The organism is Shewanella cutis (assembly GCF_022410515.1).
In the GTDB taxonomy this organism is placed as follows: domain Bacteria; phylum Pseudomonadota; class Gammaproteobacteria; order Enterobacterales; family Shewanellaceae; genus Shewanella; species Shewanella cutis.
This window is the reverse complement of sequence record NZ_JACSDI010000001.1, coordinates 74,489-95,263: the sequence shown is the minus strand read 5'-3', so window position 1 is coordinate 95,263 and position 20,775 is coordinate 74,489. Positions and strand designations below refer to the sequence as shown.

Sequence of the window (20,775 nt, the reverse complement as noted above, 5' to 3'; positions counted from 1 at the left end):
ATTTCGTGATTTTGTGCCTGCAATCAAAGTTCGCCACTTAAATACCTCCTTTTAGCTGCTTGGCACAGCACCTGCACTTTCAAGCTGACAAGTTCCAGTGATTATTGAAGGAAATCAGCATGAGTAAAACCCAAGATATTAATGCGGGGCGTCGCCAGTTATTAAAGGGAGGCATGGTAATGGCCGCAGGGCTGGGGGCAAGTATGGCGCTGCCTGCCACGGCAAGTTGTGCTTCAGCCCCTGTCAACTTTGATGAAATAGTGGATGTGCTGGTGGTTGGCAGCGGTTTTGCTGGAATGTCCGCAGCATTGCAAGCCCGAGAAGCAGGCGTCAGCGTGATGGTTATCGATAAGATGCCAGTGTTTGGTGGCAACTCTACCATCAACGGTGGCGCGATGGCTGTGGCGGGTTCTCCCTTACAAAAGCAGGCAGGGATTGAAGATTCGGTCGATGCTATGGTCGCGGACATGCTGCGCGCAGGTCGTGGCATGAACGATGTGGAAATGCTCAAACTGGTGTGTAACGGTACTGCCGAGTCTTGCCAGTGGTTGATTGATTACGGTGTTCATTGGAAACCCTTCGTGCAGCACTTTGGCGGGCACTCGGTACAACGGGTACTGCAAACCGTTGAAAGTTCCGGTGCTGGCATTATTCGTCCCTTGATCAAAGCCGCACGAGACAAGGGCGTTATCATGAAAAATCAGACCAAGCTCGAAGGCTTTGTACAAGATGATGCCGGACGGGTGATCGGTGTCGAAGTTCGTGAAGGTTTTTATTTTCCCAATGAGCGCACGGGTAAAATACGCCGCATCGGCGCGCGCCGTGGCGTGATTATGGCGACCGGTGGTTTTGGTCGCGATATTGAATATCGCATGATGCAATTACCTGAGTTAAACAGTGATTTAGATTCAACCAACCATGCTGGCGCAACCTCAGAGGCGCTCAAGCAGATGATGCTGATTGGGGCCAATCCCATTCATTTAGACCAAATTCAACTTGGCCCTTGGGCGTCTCCCGATGAGAAGGGATTTGGTACGGCATCCCAGTTCAATACGATTGCAACCTATCCCCACGGCATTGTCGTGGACGTGCGCACCGGAGAGCGTTTCTTCAATGAATTAGCTGATCGTAAGGCGCGGGCCGACGCCATTATGACCAGACGGGATGAAAAAGGGCAGCCTGTCTACCCCATTGGCTTTACTAATGCCACCGGTGCCAGCAAGGCGCAAACCCTTGATTGGGGCTTGAAATACAAGGTCATCAGCAAGGCCGAGACCTTAGATGAATTAGCCCAAATTTACGGCATGCCTGCTAAGGCGTTAAAGGCGCAAGTCGAGCGCTGGAACGAGGCGGTGAAGACTGGCGTCGATAAAGAATTCGATCGGCCAATGCAAGAGGCCATCGTGCTAGACAAAGGCCCTTGGTACGCGGTGCGTATGTGGCCGAAGGTGCATTACTGCATGGGCGGGGTGAAGGTAAACACCCAATCTGAAGTGCTGCATTTAGTTAGCAATAAAGCCATTCCTGGATTATATGCCGCGGGCGAGGCCACGGGCGGTATCCACGGGGCGAGTCGATTAGGTGCCTGTGCCGTGGCTGAAGGGGTCGTAACGGGGCGCAATGCAGGCCGAAACTGCGCCGCAGCGAGCGCGGTGGCACTCAAGCAAGCCTAGATTTTATTAAATATAACAAAATGTTGGAGATAATAATGAATAAATCAGTGTTGATGGCATCTCTCACCTTGAGTTTACTCTCAGGCAGTGCGTTAGCGATGGAACAAGTGGTGCTTGACGGTAAACATTTAACCCAAGATCAAGCGTGGGCAATTGCCGATGGTGCTAAAGTAAAAATTGCCCCACAAGCTAAAACCCAATTAGTGAAAGCTCACGAACTATTGATGGAAGCTGCGCGTCTTGGTAAACCCGTTTATGGTTTAACCGTCGGTGTTGGGCTTAACAAAGATCACAAGCTGTTTGATGCCAATGGCAAACTGAGTGATGCGGTGCTCGATGCTTCCAGAAGCTTTAACTTCAGCACCTTACGTGCACACAGTGCGGGTGTGGGGGAGGCTGCACCCATTCGACTCACTCGCGTAGCTTTAGCGGTACGTTTAAATACCATGCTGGCCGGACAAACCGGTGTGCAACCCGAAGTGGCTGAGCTTTATGAAGCCTATCTTAACAAGGGACTTACGCCTGTGATCCCAGCCAAGGGCACTGTGGGTGAGGCGGACATTCTACTTTCATCCCATGTTGGTTTAGCTATGATTGGCGAATGGGAAGTATTCTATAAAGGTCAGCGTGTTAGCAGTAAAGAAGCGATGGCCGATGCGGACATTACGCCATTAGTCCCAATGGGTAAAGATGCGTTGTCGATTTTATCTAACAACGCCTTTGCTGTGGCGTATGCAATGCAAGGTTACCGTGAGGCGAAACAATTATTGTCCGTGTCGCCAACTGTCTTTGGTTTAAGTTTGGAAGGCTTAAACGGTAACGTGGCGCCATTCTTGCCACAAACCAATGATATCCGCCCGTTCCCTTATATTAAAACTGCGACCAGTGACATCTTAAAACAACTTGATGGCAGCTATTTATGGCAGTTGAATGATGAGCGTCCATTGCAGGATCCGCTGAGCTTTAGAACCACGGCTTATACCTTTGCGGGTGCTGAGCAGGCGTTAGCCTCATTGGATGAAGTCATTAATATCCAAATTAACCATTCCGATGATAACCCTGCGGTGATCGTGGGCGCGTCAAACCAGTATGCGCAGTTCCCGCAGGTGGCTAAGTATATGGTTGAAGGACAGGGCGGGGTATTCCCAACCACTAACTTCGAACCTTTACCTGTGGCTCTCGCAGTGCAAAACTTGAGTGTGGCGCTGACCCATGTGTCCCATAACAGTGTGATGCGGACCATTCATTTGTCCGATGAGCACTTTACTAAGCTAACGCGCTTCTTAAGTGCGCCAGAAAACCAAGGCCATGCCTTTGGTGCTATTCAAAAAGCCTTTGTGGATATGCAAGTGCGTAACAAACAGTTAGCGACGCCAGTCTCCTTTGATGGCATTTCTATCGCCGGTGGCATTGAAGATACCTTTACTAACCTTAAGTTAGCATCAGATAACCTGATCCAAATCGTCGATAACACCCGAGTCATCTATGGTTTAGAGTTATTACACTCTACTCAAGCGATTGATTTACGTAAGCAAGCTAACCCAGATCTGCAACTAGGTAAAGCGACTCAAGCCATGTACAAGGCTTACCGTGCAAAAGTACCTTTTGTTGCAAAAGATCGCCCATTCACACCGGATATCCAAGCGTCTACTGACTTTATTACACATTATTAATTTGCGATGCGGGGCAGCATGCCCCGCCTAGGAAGACTCTGATGTTAAAACCCGTATTTATTCTATTACTCGGTTTCATGCTAGCTACACCTATGGCTGCTAATGCAATGAATATCAAGGATTACCATAAAGAGGTAATGACTGGAGCTGATGGTAAGGTCGATTGTGCGGCATGCCACGGTGATGCAAAACGTAAAACAGTTCCCGACGCAGCGACTTGCAGTAGTTGCCATGGTTCACCGCAGGAGGTGGCTAAACAGACTCAGCGCCCTGCGGATGCGGGTCACTCGGTTGAGCCTAATCCCCATGACAGCCTGCACTATGGTACTGACCTACCTTGTACTTACTGCCACCAGGAGCATAAAGAAAGTAAAGTCTATTGTAATCAATGCCATGAATTTACATATCCCCAGATGAAACGTTAATTTCATCCTTTTTAAACTCGCTCCCCTGCATTTTTTGACAGCTGTTGTCATGCACCCAACCTTGTTGGGTGCTTTTTTTCCAAAAAAAAGAGTAATCCAATTCGGATTACTCTTACGGAAAATAGGTCGTTGAACGTTGTAGCCAAAATCACTCATTTGGATGAGGAGCCTGCACACAATGACAGCTTTTACTTAATTAACCCTTAAAAAAATTAACATTTATCTTAAGATATCACCGCGGTTGAGGCTGATGAGCTTATCTAAGATCCGCTCGCCATCCATTCGAATACCATTGTGTTCATATTCTGAGGTTAACCAATACTTTAGGTTTGCAACTTGTTTGACGGTTTCAAGGCTATAGTTCATTTCGACATACATATCTTCACTGTAAATCGCCGCGGCAACGGGCACGCGGTTATGGCTAAGTTGCTCAAGGTTATAAAGCGCAGGCCAGTCTGCCTTATCGGCAAGGATTTCCGCAGCGGCTTTGAGTGGAACTAAATGGCTAAATTGCTCAAACATCCACGGGTAAATCATCTCACCAGTAAACAGGAAAGGCTTGCCAATCTTATAGTTAAATGCTGGATATTGTTCTCGTACTCGGTGTGCCGACCACTGTGAAGCGTTGTGTTGGCAATAAATGGCCTCGTGTAACAGGGCAAAAATAGGGTTAGTGTTGTAGTCGAGCAATTGGCAGAAATGATTTAAAAATAGGGGATTAACATATTCACCTTGTGGCGTGCGCACCAGTGCTTGTTCAAGCAAATAGTAAACCGACTCGGGGCCTTGCTCCATGCCTAAATTAATGCCGAGCAGTTGCAACATTTCGACAGTGAGGCGCTCACCCGTGGCTAAATATACCGAGTTCTCCAGTAAATGTTTGGCAAGGCGAGTAACGAGATGCTGTGCATCGTGGAAGCGATGAAAGAAGTCATTATTTTTAGCCAATACGCGCTGATAAGTCGCTTGATACACCTCATCACTGCTGCGTGTTAAGGAGGGAATGCCGCCAGTGATATAGGCTTCACTCACGCCTTGCGGCGCGGCGCTTAAATAATGCAGTACGCAGAAGCCACCAAAGCTTTGACCGAGGATTGCCCATTTATCCGCAGGACACAGCTGGCTGCGAATCGCTTCGGCATCACGGACAATATTATCAGCCCTAAAATGGCTTAAATATTCGGCCTGTTGTTGGGGAGGAAGGTGAGCAAGGCTTTGATAATTAATGGGGCTTGAAAGTCCTGTGCCCCGCTGATCGAGTAATAAGACTCTAAACTCTTTAAGTGCGCGGCGGATCCAGCCGCTATTGCCCGCTGGACGCATAGCAGCAAAACCTGGACCTCCTTGGAAAAAGACGATATAGGGTAATTTTTTATCTTTATTTTCAATGGCGCAGAGTTCTCGAGCGAACACGGTAATTTGCTCACCAATCGGTTGTTGGTAGTTGAGCGGCAGCGTAAAAGAGTGTTTTTTGGCGAAAACACCAGCGAGCATCATATCGGGTTTCATCAATTAACCTTAAGGGTAGGGCTTGTTGTTTATGGCAGATTGTATACAAAAGCCCTGTTGTCGCAAGTTAGGATTATTTGATTAGCCTTTGGTTGAGATCAATTTTTATTGTAAAAAATTGAGTCATGATAAGCCTCTTAGCGTAATCTATCGGCTATGGATAACACGAGATTGAAGCTATGAAGTACCAAATTATTCCTGTGACACCTTTCCAGCAGAATTGCAGCTTGATCTGGTGTGAAAAAACCCTGCGTGCCGCGGTTGTCGATCCGGGAGGGAATGTCGACCGTATTCTTGGCGAAATGGCCAAGTTGGGACTGACTCTGGAGAAAGTCCTGTTGACCCACGGTCATATCGATCATGTTGGCGGCGCTAAGTTATTAGCACAACAAACGAATGTGCCGATCATTGGTCCGCATGAGGCGGATAAGTTTTGGATTGAAAATCTGCCTAAACAGAGTCAAAACTTTGGTTTTCCCCACTGTGATGCCTTTGAGCCTGATCAATATCTGCATGATGGCGATACAGTTACTGTGGGGGAGCAAAGCTTAACTGTGCTGCATTGCCCCGGCCATACACCAGGACACGTGGCATTTTACTCGGCCTCATCCAAGCTTGCATGGGTCGGGGATATTCTGTTTAGAAGTTCGATAGGCCGCACTGATTTTCCACAGTCAAATCATCAGAGCTTGATCCATTCCATCACTTCTAAACTCTGGCCTTTAGGCGCAGATGTTGAATTTATTCCCGGTCATGGCCCTATATCCACTTTTGGTGAAGAACGTGAACACAATCCCTTTGTGGCGGATCAGTTATTGCTTTAAGTGCAGCGGCTTGGAGGCCGATATTTGTATATTGAAATAGTCCTCCCACAAATTGCACGTCGCTAAGTCAGGCACACATTTGGTATCTGGCGTGCCTAGAGCGTGTTGATGTTTCGAGATTAGATTTTGTTCGTTCTGGCAAGCACGTGCTCGCGAAACGAGGAATGATGTGTCGTTATTCTACTCAAATGACGAGCGGCTCTCATGACAGAAAGTAAGAGCAAGGGCTTGCCAGACGAGCCCTTCGGGCAGGGTTTGACTGGCGTTTCTGCTGCGTTATCGTCCGTTTATGTAGAATAACGACACTGCACAGACTTTGCCTTGCATAAATGCCAGTCAAACTGCTGCAAAAATAACCCTGAAACGTCAACACGCCCTAGCTAAATTAGCAATACAATTTCCCTGTTATAAGGTTGGCTAAACGCCATTTATGGCCCGATCTATTTTCTTTTGCGTATGACTTTTCATATTTGACTTCCATAGATATAAGCAGCTGGCACTGAGCTGCTGAATCATAGGCGATTTATACAAGTGATAATCGTTCTTAAATCAATACAATATTTTTCGAAACCTGCTTTATTTACCTTTTAGTTACATTTTTCCGACTAGACTTAATCCTGTGTTTGGATTTTCTATCGGGGTAACTATGAATACAAAAACGATGATGAGTGTTGTGTTTTTCACCATAGTCGTCAGTGCGGTTATTACGGCGGTACTGAGTTTTAATGTTAAATCTAAGATTGAACTCTTTAACGATGCGGCCAGCATTCGTTACCATTCTTATCAAATTGCCGATGAATTACGGCAAAGCTCCGATGATTTGACTCGGCTCGCCCGCACCTATGCGGTGACTGGGGATGAAAAGTACGAAAAAATGTATATGGATATCTTGGCTATTCGTAACGGCGAAAAACCTAGGCCGGAAAAATATCACCAGATTTATTGGGATCTTGTACTTAGTTATGGCGATAAACCTAAGCCAGACGGTGCTAGAGTGGCGATTAAAAGCCAAATGCAAGCCTTGGGTTTTTCCGATGAAGAATTCCATTACCTTGAACAGGCTCAGCAAAATTCTGATGCCTTAGTCGACCTAGAAGTTAAGGCAATGAATGCGGTAAAAGGGATTTTTATCGATCCCAATACCCAGACTTACAGCATTAAAGGTGAGCCCAATCTGACAATGGCGAGGGAGTTGCTGCATAGTGATCAATACCATAGAGAAAAAGCAAAAATTATGGAGCCTATTGATCAATTTTTTACCGCATTAGACAAACGCACCGATGCGCAGATGGATAATCGATTGGATTCTTTAAACATGGCGCTCAATAGCTCGCAGTTTGTACTGTTTTTAGTGATTTTAGTGGCCGTCGGCGGCTTTATGATTGTTAAGAGCAGGATTGTGACACCGCTGATAAAGACCTGTAATGAGCTACTCGATATTCAAAGGTCAAAAAATCTTGCCCGCAGGATCTCAGTCTCTACCCAAGGTGAGATTGGTGAAATCGTCAATCAAATCAACTTATTTATTTCCTCATTAGCCAGTTCTTTAGCGACAACAGATGGTATTGCTAAGGAGGTTGCTGATCTCGCTAAACAAACCAAGGCCTCGATTCAAGTCTCCCGAGAAAGCTCTAATCGCGTTGCCAAAGAGCTTGATGCCAGTGCGAGTGCTATGGAGGAAATGACCACCACCTTAGTGCATGTCAGTGAAAGTACTTCAAACGCCGAAATCCGTGCGGCTGAAAATGAAAACCATGTGGGAGTTGGTCAGAATACGGTTTCTGAGGCGCTTAATGCGATGTCTGTACTTGAAAGTGAATTTACGACTACTCAAGATTCGATGCAGCATTTAGTGAATGAGAGTACGCAAGTCAGTAATGTATTAAGTGTAATTAAAGCAATTGCTGAGCAAACAAACTTACTCGCACTCAATGCCGCAATTGAAGCTGCAAGGGCGGGAGAGCAAGGGCGGGGTTTTGCTGTGGTCGCGGATGAAGTTCGCTCACTCGCGCAGCGTACCCAAGATTCCACCAAGGAAATCGATGATATTGTCGCGAGCTTACAAAATCGCACCAATCAGGTGGGCAATTCAGTGACTCAAGCTGCCAATTTGATGCAAAAAGCCTCGGTTGAATTACAACGTATTGTGGCGGTATTTGATGATATTCGCCAAAGTACGGGTGCGATTCATGGGATCAATACCCAAGTGGCGGCATCAACCGAGGAACAGTCTTTGGTATCAAAGGATATCGCGACCAGTCTTATGGTGATCCGTGATAATTCCCGCGAGGTCTCACAAATTATTGAGCAAATTGAATCTACGTCCATAAGCTTAGATTATCAATCTCAAGCACTGCGGACTAAAGCAGGGGAGTATCAGTTTTAAGATTTAACTTTCGGCTATGGATTCGGTAATGCTGACAAGGATGTCTGCTTTTTCGTTTACCCATTTGCTGTTATTCCCGTCTTCCCCTTTTAAATTCAATTTTCCTTTGTTAGCTTGTTCTACATAAAGATAATATTTTAAACCGCTGATTTACGACAATCGGGGCATTTAACACATCAATTGGGTTAGCGAAATAGATGGGGAGTTGTTGATGGATCACCAAATGGAAGACTTATTAGAGCATTGGCTACCACTCGCAGACGATGCTTGGGTACTTGCGGTGATCACCCATATTCAAGGTTCATCCTACCGTAAACCTGGTGCCATGATGTTATTCCACGAATTTGGCCAAGGCGCAGGCATATTGAGTGGCGGTTGTTTAGAAGCGGACCTGCGCCGCCATGCACAAAATGCCATGCAGTCGCGTCAGATTGGCTGTGTTACCTATGATGCAACGGACGAATCCGATGCCAGCTACCGCTTAGGCTGTGGTGGTAAAGTCGATATCATGTTGATACCACTACTTAAAGAGAATCACGATCTTGGCCTAGTCGATATAGTGCAGGCGTTTCGCAAGGGGCAATCAGGGTTTTACCAATTGCCCTTAGTGTCCGCGGGAAGTGATGCTCGCAGTTACTCCGCGCAGTTTTATTCTTCTGAAAATGCGCCATTTTCTACGGAAGATTTTGTTAAAGCTGGCGTATTAAGTCAGCAATCAGGAGATGCATTGATCATCCCCATAAGACCGCGGTTTCATTTAGGGATTTTTGGTGGTGGAATCGATGCCAAACCTGTAGCTGCGATTGCCCACAGTTTAGGTTGGCAGGTAAGCGTGTTTGATAGCCGCACTGCTTACGCGAGAACGGCGGATTTCCCCCATGCCCATATCGTCAAACAAAGCCCAGATGATGCCACAGCCCTTATCGCAAACTTAGATTGCGCTGTGGTGATGCATCATAACCTGACTTTAGATGCGGCGGCATTAAAAGTGATTCAACCTTTTGCTCTAAAGTATGTTGCGCTTTTAGGGCCAGCCCATCGGCGGGATAAAGTGCTCAGCATCGCAGACCTTAATGTCGATTCATTTAGCGGTTTTTTCTCCGCGCCCGCGGGTCTTGCCCTTGGTGGTGAATTACCGAGTGCGATTGCATTAAGTATTTTAGCTCAATGCCATGGGGTACTTCATGGCGCGGCGTTTTCCACGCTCGATGGCATGATGCCTTAATGCAAAGCTGCCAAAGACTGCTAATTGCCGTGCTCGCGGCGGGCGAAAGTCGGCGTTTTCAGGGGATAAAGCTGGCGCAAAGTTTAGCTACGTCCACCAGTGAAGATCGTGGGCAAAGCCTATTGCAGCGCCATATTGCGTGTTTGGCTAATTTCATCTTATCACCAAAAGACAGGCGAGAATCCTTAGGCGCATTAGATGCCGAACTGCTGGTGGTGCTCGGTGCCCATCAAACATTATTGCGCCCACAACTTAAAGCCCTAGGGGCGGTAAAGCTGACGTTGCTTGATAATCCAAACTGGCAAACAGGTTTGGCATCGTCATTGCGGATTGCGGTGGACTATGCAAAAGCGCAGCAGTTTGATGGCATGTTACTCACCTTAGCGGATCAGGTTGCGCTGACATTTGAAGACTATCGGCAGTTGATTGAGACTTGGCAAACCAGTCAGCAATCTGTGGCCGCGCTTTATGCGAACGAAGCTGGGACCTTGAATGGACAAGATAAGTTGGATGAATTAGGCGCCCCTGCTATTTTTAATGCCTCAATACTCGATTTATTAACGGATTTGACCGGCGATCGCGGCGCCAAATCCATCTTAAAACAACTGGCAAATGTGGGTGAGTTAGTGGCTGTTCCCTTACCCCATGCCGCGATTGATATTGATACTAAAGCCGATCTTGCGTCGTGGTTGGCACTTAAGGAGTGAGTTATGGCAATACCATCCTCGGCGGCGAAGGACAAAAGTCTTACAACGACATCCCTAAACCTGACCATTAACGGCAGATCGTTTACTTTAAATACGGATCCCAATATGCCCATCCTCTGGGCGTTACGGGATATTTTAGGCTTAACGGGCACTAAGTATGGCTGCGGTGCAGGGCTCTGTGGCGCGTGTACCGTGCATGTAGATGGCCAGCCTGTGCGGGCTTGTTTAACCAGCGTGTCGCAGGCGCAAGGTAAGCAGTTAACTACGATTGAAGGGCTGGATAATCAAAAGCTTAAAAATGCTTGGGCTGAGCACAATGTGCCCCAGTGTGGTTATTGTCAGGCGGGGCAACTAATGTCGGCAGCGGCCTTAGTCACTCAGCATCCCAAACCGTCGGCTGAACAAATCGATGCAGCCATGTCGGGTAATTTGTGTCGCTGTGGTACCTATCCTCGCATCAAAGCGGCACTGCAAAGCTATGCCAAGCAGGAGGGCTAAGATGAGTACATTCACCGCAGTTGAAAATATTAGTCGCCGCGATGTGTTAAAACTCTTTGGCGCTGTCGGGGGCGGTCTCGCACTTGGGGCGAGTGGCCTCAGTTGGAGTCCAATGGCATTGGCACAGGATCAGCTGGCGCGGCTTAATCTGTTTATCGCCGTTGGTGAGGATGACAAGGTGTATCTCACCTGTCACCGCTCTGAAATGGGGCAGGGGATCCGCACCGGGATTTTACAAATTTTGGCCGAGGAACTTGAAGCCGATTGGGATAAAATCGTTCCTATCCAAGGGCTTGCCGACAAACGCTACGCCAGCCAAAATACCGATGGTAGCCGCAGTATCCGCGAAAACTATGACCGCATGCGTGAGATGGGGGCGATGGCCCGTACTATGCTTGAGCAAGCCGCTGCAGCTCGCTGGAAAGTGCCAGTGAGTGAAGTGCAGGCCAAAGATCATAAAGTGCTGCATGCCAAATCTGGCCGTTTTGCCCGTTTTGGTGAGTTGGCTCTCGATGCGGCCGCGTTACCACTGCCTGCTGCTGATTCGTTGCGATTAAAAGCTGTTAAGGATTTCAAGCAAATCGGTGCGTCGCGTCAGATCGTCGATATGCAGGCCATGCTCACGGGTAAAGCTGTCTATGGTTATGATATTCAAGTGGATAACATGCTTTATGCCTGCATTTCGCGCCCACCTGTATTGGGGAGCGATGTGGCAAGTCTTGACGATAGTGCGGCGCGCAAGGTGGCGGGTGTGGTCGATGTGTACCGTTTACCTACACCTAAGGGCGCTCCCGCCTTTCAAGCCTTAGGTGGCGTAGCTGTGGTAGCCACTAACACTTGGAGCGCCTTGCAAGGCCGTAAAGCGTTAAAAGTGACTTGGACTCAGTCGGCCAACAGCAGCCACGATTCTAAAGCCTACCTTAAAGAGCTGGTGGACAAGGTACAAGCTCCTGGCAAAGTGGTGCGTCAAGTTGGCGATGAGGTCAAAGCCTGGCCGAAGAACGATACCCTTAAGGCGATTTATACGGTGCCTTACCTTATCCATTCTTCCATCGAGCCGCCAGTGGCGACGGCCAATGTGACCGATAAGGGCTGTGAGATTTGGGCTTCGGCCCAAACACCGCAAAGTACCCAGCAAAATGTGGCTGCGGCTCTAGATATTGCTGAAGACGCGGTCAAAGTGAATGTGACGCTACTGGGTGGCGGCTTTGGACGCAAGTCCAAACCGGATTTCAGTGTCGAGGCGGCACTACTCTCCAAGCAATTTAAACGGCCGGTAAAGGTGAGCTGGAGCCGCGAGGATGAAATCCAAAACGGTTATTACCATGCCATTAGTGCCCAGTGTTATCAGGCCTTGTTCGATGCCAATAACAAACCCACGGCGCTACTGGCGCGTACAGGCTTCCCGTCGATCAGCTCCACTTTTGCTGAAGGGGTGGAATATCCGTCCGATGGGGAGTTGGATTTAGGTTTTGTGGACGTTCCTTTTGCTTTACCGCATTTGCGCTACGAGGCCGTTAAGGCCACAGCCCACAGCCGTATCGGTTGGATGCGCTCGGTATGTAATATTCAGCATGGGTTTGGCGTGGGCAGTTTTGTTGATGAAATGGCCCATAAAGCCAAGTTATCTTGTCCCGATATGTGGCGCAGCTTACTTGGGCAGCCAAGGCGAGAGACCTTTGAGAACCAAGGCTTTAAATATGGCAACTATGGTGAAGAGTTAACTCGCCATCCCGTCGATATTGGCCGTTATCTCAAGGTGATTGAGGCGGTAGAACAAGCACAGGCTAAGGCACCTAAAGCGGGTAAGAATCAAGGTTGGGGCTTTGCGGTGCACCGAAGTTTTGTGAGTGTGGTGGCGGTGGCGATACGGGTTGAGGTTGGTGATGATAAACAGCTTAAAGTGCTCAATGCCATTGCCGCCATTGATGCCGGCACAGTGGTTAACCCCGACAGGGTGAAAGCGCAGACCGAAGGTGCGATTGTCTTTGGTCTAAGCTTGGCGCTTATGGGGGAGATCAGTTACCAAGAGGGTAAGGTGATGCAGTCTAACTTCCATGATTATCCGCTTCTACGTTTACCTCAAGTGCCAGATATGGAGATCATCATTATCGACTCGGATGCTCCGCCTGCGGGAGTAGGTGAGCCAGGTGTACCGCCAGTAGCGCCCAGCCTAACCAATGCTATATTTGCCGCCACGGGAGTGCGGATCCGAGATCTGCCGGTAAATAAACAGTTAAAGGTGTAGTCCGTTAACAGAGCTGCAATGAGCAAAAAAGCGCCTAATAAGCGCTTTTTTCGTTTTTTTACCACAAATACATTGCTTGTTTGTAAATTTACGGGCATTAATGCCGAAAATTAGCAATAGATCAGGTTTTTGTTACCGAACTTGAGGTAATTTAACTAATATGTTTACTCAAGTGATTTAAGGTATGTGGACTCGCGTACACATTCATTTGAATCAGTTCCTAGTCGGCCTGTGAGTCAATCATTGATTGCAGATCCCTACTAAAAATTGAATGACACGGAAGTGAAGGGCGCTATAACACTAAAATACAGCCGCACCTTGAGCACATTTGAGTAGTTAACTTCCGTGAAAACAATACGAAGGGGTCATCATGGAAAATCGTTGGCAAGTCGCTATTTCAGCTGGGCTATTAGCCGCTGTCTGGTGTGGTATCGCAGATACCTTTCATCTCGTTACTTGGATTGGCTTTTTAGGCTGCAGTACGTTTTTTGCTCAGCCCAAGACGGGGTTTCAAGGCGTGATGATGGCCTGGTGTACCAATCTCTCTGGTGTTTTTTGGGCTTGGCTCATTATCAGCGGTAGCAGTTTTTTCGTCTCGCCTGTGGCGGGTTATGTGTTTACCGGTATTGCCACCTCGGCAATGTGCCTGCAGGCCAGTTATCAAAAACTCAGTTTTATTCCCGGTGCCTTTATCGGCTGTTGTATTACCTTTGCTATGGCAGGGGATGTCGCCAATATTGTGCCGCCTTTAGTGTTGGGTGCACTATTAGGTTTTTGCATGAGTTTGTTAACGGCGCAGTTAGTCACTCTTCGCCAAAAATGGTCAGCGTCAACGAGTTCTGAAATCGCCAGTGCCGATTAATCTTCCATCACTTTTATGCTCGCATGATAGCCATGCGGTAACAGAGTGATCGAATTGATGAGCTATAATGCTGATTTAGTACCCGATAGCTTTAGGTCTTAGGATATATCAAGATGAAACAAATCCAGTTTCGCACTATTGATGCCATATTGATCAAGTTCAGTCTCAACGGCAAATTTTGGATTGTCTGCTCTATGGTGGCGTTGATCACCGCGACCATTGCACTTATCAATTACCAACATGCTCACCGCAACCTCGAATCCGCTTCTTTAGCTCGAGTGCAGGCGACCGTCGATGCCTTTGCCCAAGTCGCAAATGCGCAAAAGTTGCAGGGCGATGCATTATCACAATTTGCCCGAGACAATGGGCTGAGTGTTGTCCCGCGCCAAACCGAGGCGCAGCGCCAAAGGGATAATGTAACCACTAGTGCCAGCGTGGCATCTGGCAGTGCGCTCGCACTGTCGCAAAATGTGTCCGAATGGGAAACTGATGCTCGCAGCGATGCCAACTTAATGTTTTGGCTCGCGTTAATCGGTTTATTGCCCTTATTCCAGTTAAGCTATTGGATTTCAACCTCCCTCGGCGGTGGTCTTTGGGATATGTACATGGCCATCAAACGCTTAGCAGATGGTGATTTGAGTTTTAGATTAAACTTTTTCGGTACCGATGACTTCAGCTTAATCGCCCGCGAAATTGACCGCTGCGCCGACAATATGAGCGAAATGGTGAGCGCTATCCGCAATAATGCCCAAACACTTTCCCTCGCCGCTGATGAGTTTAATCAGCAAGCAAAAATCAGCGGTGAGTTAATTGGTGCCCAGCATCAATTTTTAGATTCAGTGGCTGTGGCCATGGCGCAAATGACTTCGGCGATTGAAGAAGTGTCGGTTAATGCCAGTAACACTTCACTACAGACTAAGGACAACGCCACTCAAATGAACGCTAGCCAAGGGCGTATTAGCCATACGGTGGACAGTATTGGTTTGCTCTCAACCAAAATTGGTGCAGCCTTTTCATCGGTAGAACAGTTATCTAAGGATGCGGCGGCTATTGATGCCGTTGTAACAACCATCAATAGTATTTCTGGGCAGACTAACTTGCTGGCGCTGAATGCGGCCATCGAAGCGGCGCGTGCGGGTGAGCAAGGTCGCGGTTTTGCGGTGGTTGCCGATGAAGTGCGTACCTTAGCGGGACGTACCCAGCAGGCAACAGTTGAGATCCAAGCGATGATCGAAGGATTGCAATCAGGCACTCGTCAGCTCTCCAATATCACCACTGAGATTGTGGACCGCGCCGATGAAGGACGTAGCGCCATTATTGCCGTGGGCGACGATGTTGAAGGGATGGCGCAATCGGTTAATGCCGTATTCGATATGAGTAGCCAGATTGCCGCATCGGCGGAAGAGCAGAGCGTCGCGGCCCGCGATATCGCAGGCCAGCTTAATGAGATCCGCCATCAATCTGATACCATTAAACAAACGGCGCAGCGCAGTGTCACCCTCGCGCATGATTTGCAACATGCTTCGGTTGAACTCGAAGGGATCCTTAAGCAGTACCGCACTAGCTAAGCCGCGGCTTTTATGTAAGTGAGGTCGATTGGATCTCATGTGTATAAAAGCGAAAGAGTGGTTCGCTGGCGAGGCTTAGTCGCCAAATCTAAATAACTAAATACAAATGGCGGTTGCATCTAATGCAGTCGCCATTTTTTATGCTTATTTACATCCGTTATCGTTATTGCTTTGGCCGAGACACGCCAAAATTAACCAAAGCCTTACAGATTTTTATTTACCCTTACTGCACTGAAAATACAGTTTAGTTCTGACTCAAGTTGTTGTTAATAAAAGGTAAAAACTTTATCAGTCTAAAGCGTGACTTTGGTTTCATTATCAAAATACCGTTGGAGAGGCGCTGAAACTGGGGTAGGTTATCAGCCTTATATCCCCAGTGATTAGGGGGGGAAGGCATAAGAGAGATTTGACGAACATATGCAAAGGGTTGAGAAAGCAGCTTGCGTGGTTAAAGACACACTTGATGGCTACCAAGAGGAATTTGATGGCTTGGTGAGGGAATATGCGAATTTCTCCCATACTCAAGGTGAAGCTTACTGCGATTTTTTTGTTGATATAGCATCTATGATGAATGGTTCATGGCTATTAACGGCCGAGCTTGAGTCTGACACTATTGCTAATTTTAAATCGTTCGACTGGTACCGTATCTTGGCCATTGATGAAGCGCATACGCCAGAAGATGAACTGATCACATTGTTACAGACGGCCTATAAAGTCGGCTATCTCTGGCTAATAGAACGGTTGTCATCACTAAAACAGCAAATAGAGATGATTGAAATCCGGCTGTATCACAATGGCAGTCTTGATTATCAAGCTTTGAATTAGCGGAATGAGGTTGATTTTCCAAGCTCAATATCTGCCCTTTATTGGTAATGAGTGCGACAACCAACCCGATAGCATTGTGTTTTCATTAATGGATTATCCTCAATTGGTGGATGATACCGGCCGAATTATTCGCAATGATAAACGTGGATACATCAGTGAAAATAGCGCCAAGATACTGAACAGATTAAATATTCCCCATAACAATTGGCTCAAGCTAACCACCGAGTTTGGCAAGCTATTTCATGGTCCAGTGGGCACTCTGCAAGAACTGACCGATTATTGCGAACACTTAGAAAAGCGACGACGGCATTTTGCTAAATGCTGCCTGCACTTTTACAGCAACTGAAAACGGCTGACATCATTTCAAAAGCCCCATCCAGAGCACATCCCAAGCACTATAGGACAATTTATCTCGTCTGAAATACCCCATTTTTGAAGGGATTAGCGCAATTTATTGTCTTACATGCAGTCCCTACGACGTTGATGACTCCTACTCAAGTTATTTTAGCTCGCACAAGTTGTAGGTAAACGGAAAGTGCATTATGTTATTGATTTACTAATGGGTGGCCAGATTAAATTTAATAGGATTTTCTATAATATGAAAAAATTTATATCTCTAATCAGATGGAGGGGAATTAACTATTTTTCGTATATTTTATTAATCATTTTGATGACAATCATCGGAGCCAAGTCATTTATCAGGCCTATATACTTAACTTTTACTGATTTTAACTCGATAACTGGAAAATGTGACGATCTTTATCTTTACATATTTAGTTTTGGTTTCTGCTCGTTTGCATTTGGGTTAGGCGGAATGACAGTTTCATTAGTCAAATTATTCGCTAATTGGTCAAATTTAAGTAATCCTTCTTCGATTGCTGAAATTAAGGAGTACATTTTTATGGGCAGTGCAGTTGTGATTGGATCACTATTGGTTCTGTTACTCATGTATTTTCAGTAATTTCCCCAAATTCAAATGAATAGAAAACAAGGACAGGAACCATTAAAATTGGACAAAAAGCCTTCATTGCCCAGTGGGCATGCTGCAAGAACTGACCGATTACTGCTAACATCTCGAAAAGCGATGACGGCACTTTGCGGTAAGCTGTCAATACTTTCACAACCACTTATAGCGACTATATTTCGTCGACAACAATCTTAGTCAAATACTTCCTAAGCGATATGGGATAACTTACCTCATCTGAATACACCATTTTTTAATGAATTAGTGCTATTTTTTTCCTCAGAAGCTGCCCCTACAGCTTTTGATGACTCTCATTCAAGCCGTATTAGCCGGAGCAGGTTGTAGGCAAACTGAAGTTGTTGATTTAAAATGGATGGTCGAATTTATTTCCTTGTCTGATGAAATACCCATTTTTTAAGGAGTTAGCGCAATCTATTACACCTACGCTGTCAATGCGATGATTTATGACTCTTATTTAAGCCATTTTAACTCGGACAAGTTTTAGATAAACTGAAAGTGAATTATGTTGTTGATTTAAAATGGATGGCAGAATTTATTCTCTATTAGGAATGAACGTATACACTAATTGCATATCAATAAAAAGTATTATTGACAATGTAAAGTTTTACGCTTAGGTTCACTTTGACGGATTTAATTTTATATGGAGATTTAAATGAAAAAATTACCTCTTGCAATATTAGGTGGCGCTGCCTTATCTATTCCAGTAAAAGCCATTACAAATGATTCAGATAGTTTATATGGCATACCAGATAGCTTGTTTGAACACCCCCCGAAAATTGAAAAAATAGCCTTGTAAGGCTACCTATAAATACAGAGAAAAACTTGGCTATTAGTAATCATATTCAACGTATGTATTTAGATTCTGAATATGCTCACGATTATATTTATAATAAAGAGGCAGTTCTTAAGGGGATGGGAATATCTTTATCAGAAGTAGATACTAACCCAAGCATTAAATTTCTAGAGGTGATTAGCGATCCAAGATTTAGAGCGGCAAGCATAGCTAGGGATTATGATAACATTATTCAACTATTAGTTGATTATAATCTTGTTAATGCAGATGATTTTTCAAAACTAGTGCCTCAATACCAATTCTATATTGAGCAAAATAAAGAGGAGTATGAAAAGCTATTCCTAGCGAATGACTTATCATCAGTTCAGTTACGTTAGGTAAAGATGATTACTATACTCAGGCTTGTGTTACGTGTGTTTCTTTTGCAGCCGTTGCAGTTAATGCTGTTGCTGCTACTAACGTTGCGGTTGCGGCTATTTTGGCTGTTTATGCAGGGATTTACCTATGGGGTCCCAATCCCCAGCCTAACTCGCTGCCAAATTATCTAGATTCTCAAGAGGGTGAGTTTGGAAAAATAGCCTTGTCAAATGAAAAAATTGCTAACAACAAATGGATAGCATATTCCCTGGCGCAAGCATCAGGAGTTCCAAATTTGAATAATTATATTTATAAAGACATTGCCATAACTGAGTTGCGAGCTTTTTTTACCGCGGCGTATAACCTAGGTCTACTCAATAATGAAGACAACCTTAATTATATAATTCAATCTGCTATTAATGAACTTGATAATATTAATTTTAAAAATTCAAAGTAAGGGTAAATTACAGGGCGTCCGCATGAACGTTTTTTAGAGCCAAACAGCTATGTAGGTCGAGCAAAACGTGAGCTATAAAGACTTAATAACGCAAACTAAATTGGCTGTTATTTGCATATGTCCAGCAATGCTTATAACACGAACACCTTATGGAGAACAAAAAACAAGCACTTATGCGGACGCTCTGGAGAAAAATTAAAATTTTTTACGTTTAAATTAATGGTGAATAATATGTATCAACAATCCCCTAATATAATTACTATTCTTCCTACTTATAGGTGTACAGCAGCATGTAAAGAATGCTGTTTTGAGTCAAATCCAAACTTAAAATCTAGATTATCAAGAACTGATATTTTGGAAATAATTGATACTGGGTGCACTTCCTTTCCTGATCTTAAAATGATAGTGTTTAGTGGCGGCGAATGCTTCACCCTTAAAAGTGATCTTTATGCTGGCATTCAAGCTGCAACATTAAATGGGAAGATGTCGCGTTGCGTAACTAACGGTTACTGGGGTAATACACTTTCGAATGCAAGAACAATTGCTGAAAAGTTAAAAGACGCCGGATTAAGTGAGATTAACTTTAGTACTGGTGTTGACCATCAAGAACACGTGCCTCTTAGTTCGGTTATCAACGCTGTCCAAGCATGTGCAGAGTTAGGTATTTGGACTATGATAACAATTGAAAAGGATACTGAGACCTCATCTTGTAGGGAAACTATCAATACTAATCCTCTGATATTAGAATTATTATCAAATAGAAAATTGATGCTTCAAAATAACACTTGGATGCCTTTCAAGTTGGATTATGTAGATAGAGGTGTGCAAATTCATCAAGATGACTTGATGCAGGGCTGTGAACAAATATTTAATAACTTAGTTGTCACACCACATGGCAGGATATCAGGGTGTTGCGGTTTAACGTTTGAACACATTCCTGAGATGAAACTCGGTAGTATCGGTGATAAAGACGCTCTGAGAAAAGCTTACGATGAGCAATTGAATGATTTTTTGAAAATTTGGATTAAAGTAGATGGCCCAACCTCGATTATTGAGCAATTAATGGGTAGTGGATACATAGAAAACTCCATTGGTACAGTTTCTCACAATTGCCAATCTTGTGTGTATTTACATAAAAAACCAGAAATTGTGTCTGCGCTAAAGGAAAATTATGAAAAGTATATGTCCAATGTTCTTATTAAATATCACGCCAGCGAGTTTGTTTCCAAAAAATATAGCAAAGATAAACTTGTTATGAAGGAGATTAGATGATGAGTTACTCAAATAGTCAAATAGGGTATCCTTTTTTTATAATTTGTTTCTTTACTTTGATATTTGTTTTTGCAGTTAATAAATTCGGTTTGCAAGAGTTTAAAGGTGAAAACGATTTTATAATGTTAATATTAATATTAAGTGTTGCACTTTTAATGACCTTTAGGTTAAGAGTGAGTATCGAAGATAAACAACTTACTCTAAGTTACGGAATTGGATTATTTAAAAAGAGATTTGATCTTTCAGATGTTAACAATGTGTCTATAGTAAGAAATAAGTGGTACTGTGGTTGGGGAGTGCGAATTTCATCTGAAGGAACTATATATAATATATCAGGTTTCGAAGGTGTTAAAATTGACTTCCGCTCAGGTGTTTCAATCGTAGTTGGAACTAATAAGCCACTGGAACTATATCAAGCACTTAAAAAGTTTACCTCCTAATGTATCGCGGCTAGTGAAAAGCACTATTGTTAAAGTGCTTTTCACTGT

The 20,775-nt window shown here is 45.1% G+C and carries 18 protein-coding genes and 1 pseudogene; 18 read left to right on the top strand and 1 reads right to left on the bottom strand.

Annotation, left to right across the window (positions count from 1 at the left end; all coding sequences use genetic code 11):
* Nucleotides 1-119: 119 nt before the first annotated feature.
* From H9J30_RS00615 to H9J30_RS00605, 3 genes are read left to right on the top strand one after another with little or no spacing between them, the layout of a single operon-like run.
* Entirely contained in the window at nt 120-1,673 is a 1,554-nt protein-coding gene (locus H9J30_RS00615; RefSeq protein ID WP_240129247.1) for a flavocytochrome c, read from the top strand.
* Nucleotides 1,674-1,708: 35 nt separating this feature from the next.
* Nucleotides 1,709-3,346, top strand: coding sequence for an HAL/PAL/TAL family ammonia-lyase (locus H9J30_RS00610; protein WP_240129246.1), 1,638 nt, complete (start codon nt 1,709-1,711; stop codon nt 3,344-3,346).
* Between the two features lie 41 nt (nt 3,347-3,387).
* A complete protein-coding gene (locus tag H9J30_RS00605) occupies nt 3,388-3,771 on the top strand; it encodes a cytochrome c3 family protein (protein WP_240129245.1) in 384 nt (127 codons plus the stop codon).
* A 219-nt stretch (nt 3,772-3,990) separates the two neighbouring features.
* On the opposite strand, the gene H9J30_RS00600 is transcribed toward H9J30_RS00605, so the two are convergent.
* Nucleotides 3,991-5,280 (bottom strand): alpha/beta fold hydrolase, encoded by a 1,290-nt coding sequence (locus tag H9J30_RS00600; RefSeq protein WP_240129244.1) that lies wholly within the window; start codon nt 5,278-5,280, stop codon nt 3,991-3,993.
* A 179-nt stretch (nt 5,281-5,459) separates the two neighbouring features.
* Between H9J30_RS00600 and H9J30_RS00595 the strand changes: the two genes are divergently transcribed.
* From H9J30_RS00595 to H9J30_RS00525, 15 genes and pseudogenes are all read left to right on the top strand, one after another.
* Entirely contained in the window at nt 5,460-6,104 is a 645-nt protein-coding gene (locus H9J30_RS00595) for an MBL fold metallo-hydrolase (protein ID WP_240129243.1), read from the top strand.
* A 646-nt stretch (nt 6,105-6,750) separates the two neighbouring features.
* Nucleotides 6,751-8,490, top strand: coding sequence for a methyl-accepting chemotaxis protein (locus H9J30_RS00590; protein WP_240129242.1), 1,740 nt, complete (start codon nt 6,751-6,753; stop codon nt 8,488-8,490).
* A gap of 211 nt (nt 8,491-8,701) precedes the next feature.
* On the top strand, nt 8,702-9,715 hold the full coding sequence (locus tag H9J30_RS00585) for an XdhC family protein (RefSeq protein WP_240129241.1): 1,014 nt from the start codon (nt 8,702-8,704) through the stop codon (nt 9,713-9,715).
* Nucleotides 9,715-10,422, top strand: a complete 708-nt coding sequence (locus H9J30_RS00580; RefSeq protein ID WP_240129240.1) for a nucleotidyltransferase family protein — start codon at nt 9,715-9,717, stop codon at nt 10,420-10,422. The genes H9J30_RS00585 and H9J30_RS00580 overlap by 1 nt, the downstream gene beginning before the upstream one ends.
* Before the next feature lie 3 nt (nt 10,423-10,425).
* Entirely contained in the window at nt 10,426-10,920 is a 495-nt protein-coding gene (locus H9J30_RS00575; RefSeq protein WP_240129239.1) for a (2Fe-2S)-binding protein, read from the top strand.
* A gap of 1 nt (nt 10,921) precedes the next feature.
* Nucleotides 10,922-13,168 (top strand): xanthine dehydrogenase family protein molybdopterin-binding subunit, encoded by a 2,247-nt coding sequence (locus tag H9J30_RS00570; protein WP_240129238.1) that lies wholly within the window; start codon nt 10,922-10,924, stop codon nt 13,166-13,168.
* A gap of 370 nt (nt 13,169-13,538) precedes the next feature.
* Nucleotides 13,539-14,030, top strand: a complete 492-nt coding sequence (locus tag H9J30_RS00565) for a DUF1097 domain-containing protein (RefSeq protein ID WP_240129237.1) — start codon at nt 13,539-13,541, stop codon at nt 14,028-14,030.
* Nucleotides 14,031-14,143: 113 nt separating this feature from the next.
* A complete protein-coding gene (locus H9J30_RS00560; protein WP_240129236.1) occupies nt 14,144-15,598 on the top strand; it encodes a methyl-accepting chemotaxis protein in 1,455 nt (484 codons plus the stop codon).
* 444 nt (nt 15,599-16,042) lie between these two features.
* The gene (locus tag H9J30_RS00555) at nt 16,043-16,423 is read left to right on the top strand and encodes a hypothetical protein (RefSeq protein ID WP_240129235.1); all 381 of its coding nucleotides are present in this window, start codon (nt 16,043-16,045) and stop codon (nt 16,421-16,423) included.
* Nucleotides 16,424-16,454: 31 nt separating this feature from the next.
* Nucleotides 16,455-16,769: pseudogene (locus tag H9J30_RS00550) on the top strand (transposase); the annotation flags it as partial.
* A gap of 1,291 nt (nt 16,770-18,060) precedes the next feature.
* Nucleotides 18,061-18,204, top strand: coding sequence for a hypothetical protein (locus tag H9J30_RS00545; RefSeq protein WP_240129234.1), 144 nt, complete (start codon nt 18,061-18,063; stop codon nt 18,202-18,204).
* A 26-nt stretch (nt 18,205-18,230) separates the two neighbouring features.
* Entirely contained in the window at nt 18,231-18,578 is a 348-nt protein-coding gene (locus H9J30_RS00540) for a hypothetical protein (RefSeq protein WP_240129233.1), read from the top strand.
* A gap of 101 nt (nt 18,579-18,679) precedes the next feature.
* Nucleotides 18,680-19,015: a hypothetical protein gene (locus H9J30_RS00535; protein ID WP_240129232.1), complete on the top strand. Its 336-nt coding sequence runs from the start codon at nt 18,680-18,682 to the stop codon at nt 19,013-19,015.
* Between the two features lie 231 nt (nt 19,016-19,246).
* Complete coding sequence (locus H9J30_RS00530; protein WP_240129231.1) at nt 19,247-20,287, top strand: radical SAM protein; 1,041 nt, start codon at nt 19,247-19,249, stop codon at nt 20,285-20,287.
* The gene (locus H9J30_RS00525; RefSeq protein WP_088585403.1) at nt 20,284-20,727 is read left to right on the top strand and encodes a hypothetical protein; all 444 of its coding nucleotides are present in this window, start codon (nt 20,284-20,286) and stop codon (nt 20,725-20,727) included. Before H9J30_RS00530 ends, H9J30_RS00525 begins: the two co-directional genes overlap by 4 nt.
* Nucleotides 20,728-20,775: the final 48 nt, after the last annotated feature.